The sequence below is a fragment of the Veillonella magna DSM 19857 genome (assembly GCF_000428745.1).
GTDB classification, from domain to species: domain Bacteria; phylum Bacillota; class Negativicutes; order Veillonellales; family Veillonellaceae; genus Veillonella_A; species Veillonella_A magna.
The window spans coordinates 250,039-266,554 of the sequence record NZ_KE386795.1 but is presented as its reverse complement, the minus strand read 5'-3'; the positions used below and the strand labels follow the sequence as shown (position 1 = coordinate 266,554).

The following is a 16,516-nucleotide window of genomic DNA, read 5'->3' as shown; positions in this document are numbered from 1 at the left end:
TCACATTTTATATGTACTGCCTTCTGCCTTTACTACATACTATTAATACTTATTATTTCACATTTGCCATATTCTAAAGTTATCCTACTTTGCATATACTATATTTTTCATTTACCATATTTTACACGTAATATATTTTTACATTATATATCGTAAACTAAATATATGTATCGTGTCCTAACCAATAAATTCTTTTAAAATACTATTACTCGGTACATAGCTGGGATCTAATACCTTGAAAGGTGATAAAAAGCGAAGCAGCTGATGTGCCCGATAGTAATACGGACTCTCCGGAGTAATTGCCTCCAATAAAGGAACGGCCAATCCCTTTAACACCGGCAACTCATATAATAAGGCGGAATTAAAAATCATATCCGCATCTTCTTGGAACGGGAAAATATTACTTTCCTCTCCGCGTCGCACATTGTCCCACATTTCCAATGTACGTTCCGCACCATGTCCACGAAATTGGTGATCTCGCACCAATCGTCGCACCAAACGTGTATAGGATGTAGAAATACGATTATGATCATTAATCGCCAACTGCGTTAATGCCCCCAAATAAATTTTACACTTCTCATAGCGCGGCACGACGCGACTAAGGTCATCATTCAACGCATGTAACCCTTCCACAACAACAGGCGATCCCGGCGTTAACCGAACAGTTTTATCTTGCCATTCACGGGTACCGGTTAAAAAATTAAATTGTGGCAGTCGTACTTCTTCACCGGCATACAGTGCCAATAGTTGTTGTGAAAAAAAGCCTACATCAATTGCATGAATCGATTCGAAATCATAACTTCCGTCAGGCAAGCGTGGCGTGTAGGCGCGTTCCACAAAATAATCATCTAAGGATAGCATGATAGGACGCAATCCATTGACCTTGAGTTGTGTACAAAAACGTTTGGTAAAGGTTGTCTTTCCCGCCGAGGATGGCCCGGCTACCAAAATTAAACGAATCGCTGGCTTCTGCGAAACTACATAGTCTGCCATCTGTGCCCGACGCTTTTCCTGAAGTGCTTCGGCCAAATCGATAATCTCTGTAATACTACCGTCATGAATGTGATCGTTTAGCTGACTTACATAACTACAGTCGAGCATACGCCCCCACTCTTTAGCTTCCAAAAACACCTTTGCAAATTTAGGAACCTCTTTATATGTTGCCAATTCACGCGGTCGCTCCCAATCAGGATAGCGAAGTAAAAATCCCGGCGTGTATAACTCTAACGAAAAGTAACGCAAATAAGAAAAATCAGGGACCATAGGACCAAAATAATAATCTGCCGTTTTTCCCGTTTGGTAATACGTTATTTCCGGTAAATCCAGAGATTCCAGAATTTTACAATCAAAATCATTTCCATGCTTACGCACATAGCGTAAGCAATCGCTTTTAGACATAAATTCTTTTTTTATGGCCGGTTCCTCACGCTGGATTAGACGCATTCTTCGCTGTATACGTTGTATATCTTCGTAACCGGCACTGCGCCCGTTCGTATGTGTTAATTCACAATATAAGGCATTGCCCAGTGTATGCAGCACTTTAACAGTGGCTCCCGGAAATTCATCATTTACCGCGCGCACCATCAGTAAGATAAGACTTCGCTGATACGCCATAAATCCTTCTCGCGTATTCAGAGGTAACCATCGTATCGTTACATCTTCATACAAGGCCGTCTGAAAATCACAAATATCATTATGTATGATTGCTAGCACAGCATTCTCCGTAGTAAAAAACGGCAGTAGGCGAGCTACCTCACCTACTGTCGTCCCACTTGGTACGGTTACAGCTGTGCCGTTAGCATCGGTAACCGTTATATTCATTATAAATACCCCAATCGTTTCATAATCGTATGCATCGTCGTTGCCAAACCTTTCATCTGGCGCTTCGGAATGCTGCATGCCGCAACACGTATACCATGTCCTAACGGAATAACATATACATGTTCCTTAGTTAATTCTTCTACAACTTCCTTAGAATGTTCCGTCGGAATCGTTAAGAAGAAACCGCCGCAATACGGTAAACAAGGCAATCCGACTTCTTTTGCTTCCTCTACGAAAATCTGTGCTCGTTCGTTAATTAATCGGCAATACTCATTTCTTTCTTTTTCGTACGCTGCCAACTTGGCCGGATCGTGTACGATATTTGCCATCGTGCGCATAGCCGGTCTACAAATATTAGACCAAGTTGCACGAGACGTTAACTGATTAATTTCATGGAACTCCTCATGTACATCTTTATCGGAAGTAATACCGATCATAGCGCCTACACGCTGACCGTACATGGTAAATCCTTTGGATAAGCTATAGCAAACAACACCGAGAATTTCCTTAGGCAAGTTGCCAAATTTTTTAAAGAAGCGACGTACCGATTGCTTTTCTCCGGAATAATCAATATATGCTACATCGCAAGCAATAATCACCTTGTTTTTCCCTTTGGCAACCAATTCCTTTGCAAAAGAAATTACTTTGTCCCAATCCTCTTCGGTTAAACTAAAGCCCGTAGGATTGTTCCCCGGTGTATTAAAAATCCATACTACATTTTCCTGTTTCGCAGCTATCTCTGTAGCCTTTGCTTTAAACGCTTCAAAATTAAACGTATTATCCGGTGTAAAGAGTTGATATGTATCTAATGTTCTATGATTATCGCCACAAATCTGTTGATAAGCACCCCAATACCAATCAGCAGTCAACACTGTATCCCCCGGATTCGTATAATTATGTACCAAGTGATGAATGCCACCTGTACCGCCGGCTGTCGCTACCGCTTCAAGATATGCATCCGGTTTCGATTCACCGAAGCATTCACTGATTGCTGCATCCAAAAATTCCGGCAAGCCTGCAATCGGAGCATAGGCTACGTATTCGTTGCGCGGTAAATTAAGGTATTCATGTTCTACGGTTTTCAAGAAAACGATATCCCCGTTTTCGTCCAAAATAGAACCTAAGGTACCATTCAATACGTTTTCCTTACCGATTTTTTTTGCGTCTTCCTGCGCACGTGAATTCATAACAAAAATATTATCCTTTGCTTTCTTGCCTTTCGCGTGCGTAGCCGCCATACTCATAGTCATGTCCTACACCTTCCTATCCATTATAGCAATAATCTATATTTATAATAGCCTAAATATATACACTATACAAGGGATAAACCATGAAAAGTGCCATGTTTTTTACATTTTTATAAAAAAATATTGTATACAATATAGAGCAAACTATAAAAATATAAAGAAAAGCTCCCAAGCACAAGTTCAACTCGTACTCGGGAGCCTTTCTTCTTTGTAAAGTAATCTCAGCGTTCTTCGCCAATCCTACTTAGAACGAATAGCCTAAACCGGCATGTAAGCCTTTAATATCGCTGTCATTACCATCAACGCTATATTTATCATACTGATAATATACGTTAAGGCCTAAATCGTTCGTCAAATCGTAAGTAGCACCAATCTGATACGTTTGTTTAATATCATTACCAAAGCCAACCTTAGCAAAACCTCTTAAGTTATCTGCTAAAGGAACGTGACCGATTACGCCACCTTGGAAACCGGTTTCATGTTCACCATCGGCTCTAAGATATGTACCTGCCCCATATAAATTAACATTTTTGCTTACTTTATATACAGCTTCTAAGCGATGATCCTTCACATCGCCGCCTTTGTCAAGATTAACACGGCTGTATTCGTACTGCAATGCCAATTTATCGGACAAACCAGTCGATAGAGAGGCCCCAAACCCATCGTTGGAACCGCCGTTGCCCTCAGCATGTTGAGCAAAGCTGTATTCTACGGCAACCTTACTCTGGCCTGCATTAATGTCTGTCACCGGAACGGAAGCCGCAAATGCTGCACCGGTCACCGTAGCAGTCACTACTGCACTCAAAAGTAATGTTTTATTCATCGGGTATCCCTCCAAGCACTACTACACAATATAAAAATATATTCTTCTCACAGATATCTGTGAAACTCCTACCGTTTCATGAACGTAGGAATTTCGAGACCTCCTGTCGACATAGGACGTTTAGCGCGGTTTCCGCCAAAGTCCGGTCCTGGATTGTGAGAAGCACCAAATCCGGTAGCTACTACAGTAATCTGTACACGGTCACCGAGATTTTCGTCAATAACGGAACCGAAGATGATGTTTGCTTCCGGATCGGCAGCTTCGGAAATAATTTCCGCTGCTTCATTAATTTCAAACAAGCTCAAGTCACTGCTACCGGTAATATTCAAAAGAATTCCCTTTGCACCTTCAATAGAAGTTTCAAGCAAAGGACTGTTAATAGCCATCTTAGCAGCATCAACAGCACGATTTTCACCTTCGCCTACACCAATACCCATCAAGGCTTCACCTTGATTAGTCATAATGGTTTTTACGTCAGCAAAGTCAAGATTGATTAAACCAGGTACAGTAATCAAATCAGAAATACCCTTGATACCTTGGCGCAATACATCATCCGCCGTGCGGAATGCTTCGTTAAGCGGGGTTTTCTTATCAACTACCTGTAACAATTTATCATTCGGAATTACGATAATCGTGTCTACTTTGCTAGTCAACATTTCAACACCTTTATCCGCCTGTGTACGACGACGTTTACCTTCAAACGTAAACGGCTTCGTTACTACGCCTACCGTTAAAGCACCGATTTCACGGGCACATTCGGCAACAATCGGTGCAGCACCGGTACCGGTACCGCCACCCATGCCGGCAGTAACAAATACCATGTCGGAACCCTGAAGTGCCTTAGTTATTTCTTCGCGACTTTCCTGTGCTGCTTCTTCTCCTACCTGAGGATTTGCACCGGCACCTAAGCCTTTTGTAAGCTTTTCACCCAATTGAATCTTAATATCTGCTTTAGAATTATCCAATGCCTGTGTTTCTGTATTGGCCACTAAGAAGTCAACACCCTGAAGGCCACTATCAATCATGCGGTTTACGGCATTGCTTCCGCCGCCACCTACACCTATTACCTTAATATTTGCGAATTCCGACATCTAAGATCCTCCTCCTATTTCCGCAGGATATTACAAGTATTGTAGCCGCGTTTGCTAACGCTGCATTATCACACAATACTTGCCATAGTTTGTTTAGTCTATTTTACAATAGATTTCAAAGTTTTTCCACTTTATAATTGCATTCTGATTTACATTATATCATTATCGCCCCTACTTTTTCCAGTAGTCATTCCTCATTTTGTACGGCGCGAAAGCAATAAGCGTCGTATCGCCGCCGTATTTTGAAAGAGTCGTAAACCAAAGCTGATTAATGCTACATAGTATAAATCAATACCGACAATGTTTCCCAAAAATACAAGTAGCGCTGCCAACAACGAGTTAGAAAAGAATCCTGTCAAAAAGATGGACAAGTCAAATACGCGTTCCAAGGCAGCCCTGGTTCCGCCAAACACACTGTCTAAAGCAGCCAACAATGCTACTGATGTATATTTGGCATATACCGGCGGAATTTCCAAGGGTGATATCGAACCTAAGCTGATACCTACAATCAGGCCCAACACTATATATACATATATCATGTAGTCGCCCCCTCTTTTACAGCTGTCAAATGCTCTTCTCGAAAGGTACCATTAAAGGCAGGTACTACTACTTGATTTTCTTTTTGGATTTTTAGCTCAATGCCCCAATATTTCAATGTATCCACAATGCCACCTCGCATCGTAAGTGCTGCAGATAATGTTTTGGGATCACCGATTGCCTTTATAACAAAAGGCGGTGCAAACACTTTGCCGTTAACCATAATCGTCGGTCCTGCACATCGAACTTCCGATACACCGATTAGTCGTTGATCGTTTATCGCAATGGCTTCCGCACCTCCGGCACGTAACTCATTAACAATGCGCAGAATATCTTCGTCATGAATTAAATATAAGTTGGGGTTTTCGTTATCCTTAACAGGTACTTTACTATCATTGATAGTAACCACAACACCCGTACCACTGACCGTAGTTAAGCCGGCTCGTTGTTTCAACACACTGTAATCCGAATTAACATCATCAGTGGTGCCTTTTTTTATTTTTTCCAGCTGAGCCCGTAACTCATCGCGCTCTTTTTGCGCCGCATTAAGTTGTAACGCCAAGTCCCCGGCTCGCTGCAAATGCACATTATTCTCTGTAATGGTCTGAGTCATTCTGTATTGAGTAACCAACATGATTCCCAATACCATACTTACCGCCGCAATGGCCCAACGTCCTTGCTTCAATGCTTGTCCTTTCCTATCTATTGCACCTTAATAAACGGTGACGTAACATTTACATCTAAATACTGTGCTGCTACGCCGCGTGTTTTCACATCTTTAATCATTTCTTCGCTTAACTGTGCTTTTTTAACCAGTTCGGAGCCATCACCTAATCGGAGCGGAAGCCCGTCTACGGTATATGCCGTCAACTGATTTTCATCACCTACATTGACTTCGGCAATAGATTTTAAGCCATCCGGTGTCAAGGCATTCAGGTAAACCAACGCATCGTGAATTGCCTTGTTATCAAGCTTATCGCCTAATAAAATATTGCCTAGCTTAACGCCGGATATAATCGGTACTGCCGTGTCCTCAATAGCCGGCCCCATAGCAATTACCTGTCCGTTCTTATCTATCGACGCAAATCCGAATTTAGTCGTTACTACCGCTAATGCTTTTCTATCGGTGATATTAACTTGAAGAGTTAAAGGAAATACATAGTTAACTTTGGCAACTTCAACACGTAAATCATTTGCCAATCGATCTTCCAAACGTCCCGTATTAATCTGCAATAAATTAACGGGAGAACGAATATCTCCGGCGGCCATCACGTCCTGTACCGTCACCTTATCACTGCCCACTACTTGTATCGTTCCCAAAGGAATCGGTAATACATAAAGCAAGGCAAGAACCACGATAACCAGTATCGTGCTGATAATCGCTTTTCTCTGCCAACGGTGCGGGCCTTTTCGAAACTGTGTTCCGCCACTGCCTCGCATTGGCCGTTGCCCATCCGTTGTCATTTTTCGTCTTCTATTGTCTTGGTTAGCTTCGGTTTGCGTAGTATCTAAGTCAGAGGCGTTTTCAGGAAATTCGCCATTCCTATAGTGCCCGTCATCCTCCGTCATCGCAACCGAACCGGATGATGATAACGTAGTGTCATCATTAACACCGGCAACGATAACACCACGTCTACGCAATTCTTCGGCAAAAGACACTACCGGAGCCGCTACTGCTTGCCAGGGTCGCTCAGACTGACGTTCGCCCTGGCTGTTACCACCTTTATACTCTCTCATGGGCGACCCTATCCTCCTAGAATTTTCCTAAGCCTGCAGACTGTAATATTTTTTCGCATAATGTAGGAAAGTCAATTCCCAATGCGCCCGCGGCTTTAGGCACCAACGAGGTAGCCGTCATTCCCGGTATCGTGTTGTATTCCAACACATACGCATCACCGTGGCTGTCTGTCATAACATCTACGCGAATAGTTCCGCTGCACTGTAATTCTTTAAATACAGTTTCACCAATACGTTGCATGGTAGCCGTCAATTCTTCATCAATCGGAGCCGGTACTAAATAATCCGTAGCACCGCTTGTATACTTAGACGAGTAATCATATTCACCGGAGTGCGGTCTGATTTCAATGACAGGCAATGCTTTACCATCCAATACGGATACCGTAAATTCCCGACCGTCCAAGTATGTTTCCACTACCAAGATTGGGTCATACGATAATGCTTCTTTCACCGCTGTTCCCAATGTAGACTCATCTTTAACGATTACCACACCAATACTCGACCCTTGTGTAGCCGGTTTTAATACAACCGGCAAGGAAAAGCGATGGTGAATATCTTCAATAATTTCCTCTTCGCTTTGTACCGCACCGTTGTAGGATACGGATGATGCCGTAGGAATGCCGGCACCGCGGAATACATCTTTACTGATTTTTTTATTCATCCCTACCGCATGTGCCATAACACCTGAACCGGTATAAGGAATGCCGGCCATTTCCAGTGCTCCCTGTACAGCCCCGTCTTCACCAAATTTTCCGTGAAGAGCGATAAACACGACATCACCGCCTACAGAACGTATATCTTCAACTACATGTGCCGGACGAAGTTCCAACGTTTCAGCCTTGTAACCAATGCTTTGCAGTGCTTCGGCAATGGCAGCCCCTGTACGACGAGATACTTCCGCTTCCTTAGAAGGGCCACCCATTAATACAACAATTTTTTTGTCTTTCATTTATTATCGTCTCCTAATAGTGCCAACAATTTAGGGCCGTACTGATTAATCGAACCGGCTCCCATGGTGATTACCAAATCCCCGGGACGTAATTCGCTTTTTACACGGGCAGGCAGTTCTTCTATATCTGCCACATAGCATACGTCTTGTCCCGTTGTTTTCTTAATCATAGTAGGAATAGACATACCGTCAATGCCTTCTATAGGATCTTCTCCGGCACTATAAATATCTGTCATATAAATTTTATCGGCTGCTTTAAATGCATTCCCAAACTCAGAAAGCAACAACTTTGTGCGCGTATAACGATGTGGTTGAAATAAACAAATCACCCGATGTTCTTCCAAGGCCTTAGCTGCTTGCAAGGTCGCATTAATCTCCGTAGGGTGATGTGCATAATCATCAACCACCCATATGCCTGCCGTATGTCCTTTTGTTTCGAAACGACGTTTGGCACCTGTAAAGTGAGATAATGCATCACAAATAGTTTTTGCATCCAATCCGCATTCTTTCGCCATAATAAAAGCAGCTAACGAGTTAAGTGCATTGTGAGTACCCGGCACGCGTAATACCATTTGACCGATAACATTCCCTTTGAAAGCAATATCATACACAAGCTTTCCCTTTTCATAATGAATATTCAGTGCACGATACTCATTATTTTCACCTAGACCATAAGTGATAAAGCGTCGTTCTACTTGAGGAATAATAGATTGAATCGCTGTATTATCACCACAAACTACAGCTACTCCGTCACTAGGTAATACAGATAGGAATTGTGCAAACGCACGATGCAAATTTTCAATGGTCCCATAGTGATCCATATGGTCATTCTCAATATTGGTTACAACAATTTTTTTCGGTCGCAGCTTAAGAAAAGAACCATCGCTTTCATCAGCTTCCGCAATACTGTACTTCCCTTTCCCCCATTGGCTGCTGCCTTTCAAGTAATCTACTTCGCCACCGATAATAACGGTAGGATCCTCACCGGCTTCCACAAAAATCTGTCCCAGCATGGATGTAGTCGTTGTCTTGCCATGAGCACCGGCCACTGCGATACCGGTCGTAACATCAAGTACAGCTTTTACGATGTCCGAACGATGAAGAATAGGAATTCCTTTTTCCTTTGCTGCCATCAACTCAGGATTATCGTCATGAATAGCTGTCGAACGAACCACTGCATCCGTACCGTTTACATATTCTGCCTTATGTCCGATATGAATTGTCGCTCCCATAGAACGAAAACGTTCCGTTACAGCTGACTCCTTGATATCCGATCCGGACACTTGAAATCCTTGACTAATCAGTATATTCGCAATTGCCCGCATGCCTGATCCGGCAATCCCGATTAAATGAATTTTATGTATACCATCCAACATGGTCGCATTCGCTCCTCACATTTATTTTGCTATTTCCAATGCCAATTGAGCAATATCTCTTGCTGCATTCGGTCGTCCCAATGCCTTGGCTTCCGACGCCATATGCGCCAACTCTTCTCGATTTTCTAAAAAGTATTCTATTTCTCCGATTAAATCTTCACCGGTAAGCATCTTATCCACAATCATACGCGCCGCTCCGGCTGTTACCAACGAACGTGCATTATATGTCTGATGATCCTCTGCCGCGTAGGGATACGGTATCAAGATAGAAGGTATCCCGCGTACGGTCAACTCAGCCAGACCTACCGCTCCGGCTCTGAACACGGCTAAATCCGCTGCTGCCAAGCCTTTTGGCATATCATGTAAATATGACAAAATTAACGACGACTCACTGAAAGAGTTGCCATCTTCGGCACCCAATTCTGCTAGCACTCGATCGTATTCGGCACTTCCGGTTACATGAATGAGTTTAATACCCTTTCTATCTTTAAAATGGCGATGCACCTCTATCATAGCATTATTTATACTACGTGCACCGCGCGATCCGCCGGCAATTAAAACGGCAAAGTCGGAATCGTCCAGTTTAAAATGACGCCGACCATCGGAGCGTGAATCGATAAGGACTTCAGGTCGCACAGGGTTGCCTGTGTAAATAACGCGCTTACAATGACTAAACGATGCTGCCGCTTCTTCATAGCCTACAGCCACAACATCGACGAAACGGCTGAGAATTTTATTGGTAATACCGGCAATTACATTTTGCTCCTGAATTAATGTAGGTATTTTACGCAATGCTGCTGCCATTAATATAGGGCCACACACGTAACCGCCGGTACCTATAACCACATCCGGCTTAAATTCGGAAATAATACTGTTGGCCATAAACAAAGATCCCACCGATTTTCCTAATGTCACCGCGGTTTGGAGAGACAGCTTGCGAGCTAACCCCTGAACCGGTAACGTGCGAAACGGCAATCCTTCTTTAGGTACAATAGAAGCCTCTAAGCCACGTTCCGTACCGATATACAAAAACTCAGCTTCTGTCATAGCCGCTATTTCTTTATAAATAGTAATCGCCGGATAGATATGACCTCCGGTACCGCCACCGGATATGATTACCCGTTTCATTCCGTAGCCCCCTTTTTTGCCATTTCATGTACACATTGCTTAAAATCGTCGCCTCGTTCTTCAAAGCAATGATACCAATCAAAACTGGAGCATGCCGGCGACAGCAGTACCACATCTCCTTCCGTAGCCAAATCAGCCCCCATAGTAACTGCTTCTTCCATAGAGTCGGCCCGGTATATATTCGTTACGCCTGCTGTTATAGCGGCTTGTGTAAATCGATTGGCTGCTTCACCCATGAAAATTACGGCTTTTGTATTCGATTTTACCTTAGCCATAAAGTCTTCCAGCGGAGTCATCTTATCATGACCACCTGCCAACAGAATCACCGGCTGATGAAATGCATCTAATGCCTTTATAGCCGAATCGGTATTTGTAGCTTTTGAATCATTATAGTACGTAACACCTTTATAGGTCGTTACTTTTTCTATACGATGTTCCACCCCATTAAAACTGTCGATGGCTAATGCAATGCTCGCTTTAGAAAAGCCTAGTGCATAGGACAGGGCAACAACCGCTAAAATATTTTCTACATTATGGGCTCCCGGAATATGAATCTCTTTTACAGTGACTACCGGATCCGGTTTGCCGTTTTGTACGGCATAACATACGCCGTCTTCAAAAAATGCACCGTCTGTTACGCGCCGCTGTTGACTGATTGAGAGGACTTTGCCAGGTACACGCATGGCCATATCGGCTACTATAGGATCATCTATATTCAAAACCATAAAATCGTCGGCCCGTTGTCGACGGAAAATAGCTTCCTTCGCATATTGATAGGCTTCCATTGTCTTATGTCGCTGCAGATGATCCGGCGTAATATTTAGCATGATGCCACCTTTAGGCCGGAAAGTGACACTGCTTTCCAACTGATAACTGGATAATTCCGCTACCACATACCCGTCCTCCGTTGCCTTATGGGCAGCCTCACTGAGAGACAGACCAATATTGCCACCGACAAATACCGGCTTGCCTGCTGCTTTTACTACCTCAGCCAACAATGTAGTCGTCGTTGTCTTACCGTTAGTTCCTGTTACGGCCAATATGGGAGCCTTGGAAATTTCATAGGCCAGTTCCACCTCGCCAACAATTTCTATATGGCGACGCTTCGCCTCTTCCAAAATAGGAATTGTCAACGCAATTCCCGGAGAAACGATGATACGCTCTACTCCATCCAGTAATGAAAAATCCTGACGGCCTGTAATGACCTCAACACCGGATTCTTCCAAAAGGTGTTCCGTTTTTTTATCAAAGGAAACTTGCTTATAGTCGTTTAAAACTACATGAGCTCCCAATCCGGCCACAATATGTGCCACGCCAATGCCGCTGACACCGGCCCCCAATACTAAAATATGTGTACCTTTATATTCCATAATTTCACCTGCTCAGCTAATGACTTTATTGACATTGCACGATGTACACAGCCAATCCTATAATCGCGCATATGCATCCGCCCAACCAAAAACGTGTTACTACCTTTTGCTCACCCCATCCGGATAATTCAAAATGGTGGTGAATCGGGCTCATCTTAAAGACACGAACACCCCGCGTTTTAAAAGAAGCCACCTGTATAATAACCGAAAGCGCTTCCATAACGAAAATGCCCCCGATAATCACAAGTAATAACTCTGTTTTTGTCATAATAGCCATGCCGGCAAACGCACCGCCCAGTGCCAACGATCCGGTATCGCCCATAAACACTTTTGCAGGATTCATATTGTAATACAAAAATCCTAAGGCGGCACCGCAGAGTGCTACACCATAGAAAGCTACGCTGGGCAGTCCTGCCAATAAGCCGATAACCGCATAAGAAATTGCCGCAACCGCACCTGTGCCGGCTGCCAAGCCATCAAGCCCATCCGTTAAATTAACTGCATTCGTCGTCCCTACAATAACGATAAATACTAAGAAGTAATAGAACGCACCGATATCTACGGTAGTATCAACAAAAGGAATCCATACTGTCGTAGGCAGAGTTATATATTCTGTTGCAATGTAACAAAAAATAGCTGCCATCACCAACTGACCTGCCAATTTTTGCTTAGCTGTCAACCCCAGATTACGTTTTTTAACAGCCTTAATAAAATCATCACTAAAACCTAAGAGTGCATGACCCAATGTCAGAAACAACAAAATTCCTGTTGTGATACTCAACGGAGCCATGAATAGCACACCAATGATGAGAGCCAGCATCATAAAAAGCCCGCCCATAGTTGGGGTCCCCGCCTTTGCTTGATGATTTTTCGGACCTTCCTCACGTATACTTTGCTGTGCATGTAATCGTCGCAACATAGGAATGCCAAAATGTCCCAGCACTACCGTAACAACTAATGTAAAAATAAACGTATATATCAATTGTAAAATCATTTTATCAGGTTCGCTCCCTTATTCTTGCATTGAACATAGTGATAGCCATGATGCCACGAAAAAGCACCGCTATATATAGTAGTACATAACCGATTACAATGCAATATATTTTACCGTTCTTTTAGTTCCTGTACTACCCGTTCCATCCGCAGGCCGCGCGAGCCTTTTACCAAAATAACATCGCCCTTTACGGCCATTTCCAAATATTCATTAGCCATTTCCATATGACTGGTACATGGCTTAACAATTGGCACACCGGCTTCCTTAGCTGCTTTTGCTATGTATTTTGCTGCTTCACCAAAGGTAAAGACTGCGCTATACCCTTCTTCTGCCAGTAAGCTTCCTACCTCACGGTGACTTTCCTTGGTGTATCCACCAAGTTCCAACATATCGCCTAGCATAGCAATTTTTCGTTTACCTTCCAGCTGGCCTAATGCTCTAATCGACTCTGCCATCGATGCCGGATTTGCATTATACGCATCATTCAAAATAACAAAATCCGGGAAAGATACGATTTCCTGACGCATCGGTGTACCGGCAAACGCTGCCAACCCTTTGGCAATCTTTGCCGATGGCACACCGAGAACACGTCCTACGGTAATTGCCGCTAATGCATCGTATACATTGTGTTCCCCAATCATCGGTAAGGTTACCGGAAATACTTCATCAAAACACCGACAAGTAAATCCTATCCCGTCCTTCCGATATTTTAATTGGACACCCTGCACCGTAGCCGGCCGGTGTATACCATAATAAATCGTTTTCCCCGCAGTAAGGCTGTCCATAGCTTTAACGAAATTATCATCACCATTAAGAATCGCAGTACCATCCTCTTTAATGGCTTGGATTAATTCACCTTTCGCTTGAGCAATGGCCTCCTGTGAGCCTAACAGTTCAATATGACTGGTTCCCACATTGGTAATGACCCCTATCGTAGGTTCCGCAATATCAGCCAGCTCTTTAATTTGCCCCAAACCACGCATACCCATTTCTACTACGCATGCTTCATGCTCATCAGTAAGCTGTAATAATGTTTTAGGCAAACCAATTTCATTATTAAAGTTTTTTTCAGTCTTTAAAACAGCATACTTTGTTGCCAACACAGCAGCAATCATTTCCTTTGTTGTTGTTTTTCCCGACGAACCGGTTACAGCAACTACCGGTATCGTAAAACGACGCCGATGATACCGAGCAAGATCCTGGTATGCTTGCAGCGTGGAATCGACTTCGATACAAACGAGACCATCTATGCCTCGTCCATGATCAACAATGGCACCGATAGCCCCTTTTTCTCTGGCAGTCTTTAAAAAATCATGACCATCAAAGGTGTCGCCTTTTAATGCCACAAATAAATTACCGGCCTCAATAGCTCGAGTGTCCGTTGAAATATGCGTAAACATCGTATCATTTCCTGCTGTTCCCGAATAATTTCCTCCGGTAGCTTCAATGACTTCCTGCAATGTAAATTCAGCCATGATTATCTCTCCTTAAGAGCATCTCGAGCAACTTCGCGGTCATCGAAATGTATTGTTTTATCCTTCAAAATCTGATAATCTTCATGTCCTTTGCCGGCAATAATAACAACATCACCGGCCTGTGCTTGGGCAATTGCCTTGTGAATAGCCTCTGCTCTGTCGACGATAACCTCGTAGCGTACGCCATCACGAAGGCCTTCTTTTACACCTACCTCTACATCCTTTACAATCTGTACCGGATCTTCTGTACGCGGATTATCCGAGGTAACAAATACAACATCACCGTATTGTGCAGCAATACGTCCCATAATCGGTCGCTTTGTTGCATCGCGGTCACCGCCGCAACCAAAGACAACCAAAATTCTATGTTCAACAATCTTCTTGGCTGTTTGTAATATATTTTCCAATCCATCCGGTGTATGTGCGTAATCCACTACCACTGCGAAAGGTTGTCCTTCTTCGATAAGCTCAAATCGTCCCGGCACAGCTGTAAAATCACTCAATGCCTGAATAATAGCATCCATACCTATGCCTTCGTTGAGACAAGCACCTACTGCCGCCAATGTATTATATACATTAAACAAGCCTGTAATACGCATATGATTATGATACGTAGTACCATCCCATACTATATCGTACGCCGACGTCTTAGCTGTAATCGTCAAATGAGAAGCTTCCAGCGAACCTCTACCTTCCGTACCATAGGTAATCAGCGGCGCCGAGTTCTTTTCCATAACACGTTTTCCGTAAGGATCGTCAATATTAATAACGGCACCTTTTTTCCCTTTATGCTGATTGGTGGCACTTACCTGTTCAAAAAGCTTACATTTAGCTGCCAAGTAATTTTCAAAGGTATGATGGAAGTCCAGGTGATCCTGCGTCAAATTAGTGAATACTGCCGTATCGTATTCTACACCGGCCGTACGTCCTAATGCCAAAGCATGAGAAGATACTTCCATTACACAATGTGTTACCCCTTCTTCTACCATCTGTGCCAGTATATGCTGTAAATCGACTACATCCGGTGTCGTGTTATGAATAGGATACGTTTTATCTCCGATGAGCACATGTACCGTTCCGATAATACCTACCTTATATCCTTGTTTACGCAAAATATGTCCGATAATATGCGTTGTTGTCGTTTTACCATTCGTTCCTGTTACACCTATCATCCGCATTTTATTCGCCGGATATTCATAAAAATAAGGCACGCACTCTTGCATTGCCTTTCTCGTATCGTCGACACGAATAACCGCTACTTCCGTAGGCACCTTCACATCTTCGGATACCAAGACGGCTGCCGCTCCTGCTTGTACCGCCTTATCAATATAGTTATGTCCGTTTACGTGAGCCCCCACTAAGCAAATAAATAAACTTCCTTTTTTTACTTCGCGAGAATCCGCAGTAATGCCGGTAATTTGTATGTCACCGTTGCCCGTCAGGGTGGCATTTGTGATACTGTTATATACTTCGTTTACCGTCTTCACCAGTAAAACCTCCACTTCAAACAAGGAGAGCAGCCCTTGAGGGCTGCTCTATACCATAGATTAATCTACAATACGCTTCGTTACTTGTACGTCACGTTCTACCGTAGTACCTTTGCTATTGTACACGAAAGCGTCCGGTAATACCATCCCTAATTTGTCCTGCGCGATTTTTTGTATACGCGTCGGCGATTTAAGTTCTGCCACTTCTAAATTTAATTCATCATTGGCTTTGGTCAGTTGTACAACTTCTTGCTGCATACGAACAACTTCATAACCGGTACGTGCTTTCATCGACTGCATGAACAGTAACATTATAACACAAAGCACTATCATTCCGACAACTATGCATATCCCTTTCATCTCCGGAGACATGCTCAGAAAAGAGCCACCCCGGCGCCTGACTTTTTGTACGTCACCGACATAGGGCTGTGCCGAATTCATCTTCCAGGCTGCCTTTTCTACCAACATGTTATCCTCTCCC

At 43.4% G+C, this 16,516-nt stretch carries 15 protein-coding genes; all 15 read right to left on the bottom strand.

What is annotated here, in order from left to right; translation table 11 throughout:
• Window positions 1–177: 177 nt before the first annotated feature.
• Window positions 178–1,821 carry a nucleoside kinase gene (locus G344_RS12165; RefSeq protein ID WP_028255769.1) on the bottom strand — a complete coding sequence of 548 codons (1,644 nt, stop codon included), beginning with the start codon at window positions 1,819–1,821 and terminating at the stop codon, window positions 178–180.
• On the bottom strand, window positions 1,821–3,071 hold the full coding sequence (locus G344_RS0108155) for a pyridoxal phosphate-dependent aminotransferase (RefSeq protein ID WP_028255768.1): 1,251 nt from the start codon (window positions 3,069–3,071) through the stop codon (window positions 1,821–1,823). Before G344_RS0108155 ends, G344_RS12165 begins: the two co-directional genes overlap by 1 nt.
• A gap of 241 nt (window positions 3,072–3,312) precedes the next feature.
• Window positions 3,313–3,891 (bottom strand): porin family protein, encoded by a 579-nt coding sequence (locus G344_RS0108150; RefSeq protein WP_028255767.1) that lies wholly within the window; start codon window positions 3,889–3,891, stop codon window positions 3,313–3,315.
• Between the two features lie 68 nt (window positions 3,892–3,959).
• Window positions 3,960–4,982: a cell division protein FtsZ gene (gene ftsZ, locus G344_RS0108145; RefSeq protein ID WP_028255766.1), complete on the bottom strand. Its 1,023-nt coding sequence runs from the start codon at window positions 4,980–4,982 to the stop codon at window positions 3,960–3,962.
• A 194-nt stretch (window positions 4,983–5,176) separates the two neighbouring features.
• Window positions 5,177–5,521 (bottom strand): small basic family protein, encoded by a 345-nt coding sequence (locus G344_RS0108140; protein WP_028255765.1) that lies wholly within the window; start codon window positions 5,519–5,521, stop codon window positions 5,177–5,179.
• Window positions 5,518–6,204: a DUF881 domain-containing protein gene (locus tag G344_RS0108135; RefSeq protein WP_028255764.1), complete on the bottom strand. Its 687-nt coding sequence runs from the start codon at window positions 6,202–6,204 to the stop codon at window positions 5,518–5,520. Before G344_RS0108135 ends, G344_RS0108140 begins: the two co-directional genes overlap by 4 nt.
• Window positions 6,205–6,221: 17 nt before the next feature.
• Window positions 6,222–7,256: a cell division protein FtsQ/DivIB gene (locus tag G344_RS11110; RefSeq protein WP_051245878.1), complete on the bottom strand. Its 1,035-nt coding sequence runs from the start codon at window positions 7,254–7,256 to the stop codon at window positions 6,222–6,224.
• Between the two features lie 16 nt (window positions 7,257–7,272).
• Window positions 7,273–8,205 (bottom strand): D-alanine--D-alanine ligase, encoded by a 933-nt coding sequence (locus G344_RS0108125; protein WP_028255763.1) that lies wholly within the window; start codon window positions 8,203–8,205, stop codon window positions 7,273–7,275.
• Window positions 8,202–9,581 (bottom strand): UDP-N-acetylmuramate--L-alanine ligase, encoded by a 1,380-nt coding sequence (murC, locus tag G344_RS0108120; RefSeq protein WP_028255762.1) that lies wholly within the window; start codon window positions 9,579–9,581, stop codon window positions 8,202–8,204. The genes G344_RS0108125 and murC overlap by 4 nt, the downstream gene beginning before the upstream one ends.
• A 21-nt stretch (window positions 9,582–9,602) precedes the next feature.
• Window positions 9,603–10,709 (bottom strand): undecaprenyldiphospho-muramoylpentapeptide beta-N-acetylglucosaminyltransferase, encoded by a 1,107-nt coding sequence (murG, locus tag G344_RS0108115; protein ID WP_028255761.1) that lies wholly within the window; start codon window positions 10,707–10,709, stop codon window positions 9,603–9,605.
• Window positions 10,706–12,079 carry a UDP-N-acetylmuramoyl-L-alanine--D-glutamate ligase gene (gene murD / locus G344_RS0108110; protein ID WP_028255760.1) on the bottom strand — a complete coding sequence of 458 codons (1,374 nt, stop codon included), beginning with the start codon at window positions 12,077–12,079 and terminating at the stop codon, window positions 10,706–10,708. The genes murG and murD overlap by 4 nt, the downstream gene beginning before the upstream one ends.
• Before the next feature lie 25 nt (window positions 12,080–12,104).
• Complete coding sequence (gene mraY / locus G344_RS0108105) at window positions 12,105–13,073, bottom strand: phospho-N-acetylmuramoyl-pentapeptide-transferase (RefSeq protein WP_028255759.1); 969 nt, start codon at window positions 13,071–13,073, stop codon at window positions 12,105–12,107.
• A gap of 110 nt (window positions 13,074–13,183) precedes the next feature.
• Window positions 13,184–14,548, bottom strand: coding sequence for a UDP-N-acetylmuramoyl-tripeptide--D-alanyl-D-alanine ligase (locus tag G344_RS0108100; RefSeq protein ID WP_028255758.1), 1,365 nt, complete (start codon window positions 14,546–14,548; stop codon window positions 13,184–13,186).
• 2 nt (window positions 14,549–14,550) lie between these two features.
• Complete coding sequence (locus G344_RS0108095) at window positions 14,551–16,035, bottom strand: UDP-N-acetylmuramoyl-L-alanyl-D-glutamate--2,6-diaminopimelate ligase (RefSeq protein ID WP_028255757.1); 1,485 nt, start codon at window positions 16,033–16,035, stop codon at window positions 14,551–14,553.
• Between the two features lie 60 nt (window positions 16,036–16,095).
• Window positions 16,096–16,503: a cell division protein FtsL gene (gene ftsL, locus G344_RS11105; protein ID WP_051245877.1), complete on the bottom strand. Its 408-nt coding sequence runs from the start codon at window positions 16,501–16,503 to the stop codon at window positions 16,096–16,098.
• Window positions 16,504–16,516 lie beyond the last annotated feature (13 nt).

Excerpts from the sequence above, each read along its gene's own strand:
- murC (WP_028255762.1), bottom strand. The coding sequence starts at position 9,581 with ATGTTGGATGGTATACATAAAATTCATTTAATCGGGATTGCCGGATCA.
- G344_RS0108140 (WP_028255765.1), bottom strand. The coding sequence starts at position 5,521 with ATGATATATGTATATATAGTGTTGGGCCTGATTGTAGGTATCAGCTTA.
- G344_RS0108100 (WP_028255758.1), bottom strand. The coding sequence starts at position 14,548 with ATGGCTGAATTTACATTGCAGGAAGTCATTGAAGCTACCGGAGGAAAT.
- mraY (WP_028255759.1), bottom strand. The coding sequence starts at position 13,073 with ATGATTTTACAATTGATATATACGTTTATTTTTACATTAGTTGTTACG.
- G344_RS11110 (WP_051245878.1), bottom strand. The coding sequence starts at position 7,256 with ATGAGAGAGTATAAAGGTGGTAACAGCCAGGGCGAACGTCAGTCTGAG.
- G344_RS0108125 (WP_028255763.1), bottom strand. The coding sequence starts at position 8,205 with ATGAAAGACAAAAAAATTGTTGTATTAATGGGTGGCCCTTCTAAGGAA.
- G344_RS0108155 (WP_028255768.1), bottom strand. The coding sequence starts at position 3,071 with ATGACTATGAGTATGGCGGCTACGCACGCGAAAGGCAAGAAAGCAAAG.
- ftsZ (WP_028255766.1), bottom strand. The coding sequence starts at position 4,982 with ATGTCGGAATTCGCAAATATTAAGGTAATAGGTGTAGGTGGCGGCGGA.
- ftsL (WP_051245877.1), bottom strand. The coding sequence starts at position 16,503 with ATGTTGGTAGAAAAGGCAGCCTGGAAGATGAATTCGGCACAGCCCTAT.
- murD (WP_028255760.1), bottom strand. The coding sequence starts at position 12,079 with ATGGAATATAAAGGTACACATATTTTAGTATTGGGGGCCGGTGTCAGC.
- G344_RS12165 (WP_028255769.1), bottom strand. The coding sequence starts at position 1,821 with ATGAATATAACGGTTACCGATGCTAACGGCACAGCTGTAACCGTACCA.
- G344_RS0108150 (WP_028255767.1), bottom strand. The coding sequence starts at position 3,891 with ATGAATAAAACATTACTTTTGAGTGCAGTAGTGACTGCTACGGTGACC.
- murG (WP_028255761.1), bottom strand. The coding sequence starts at position 10,709 with ATGAAACGGGTAATCATATCCGGTGGCGGTACCGGAGGTCATATCTAT.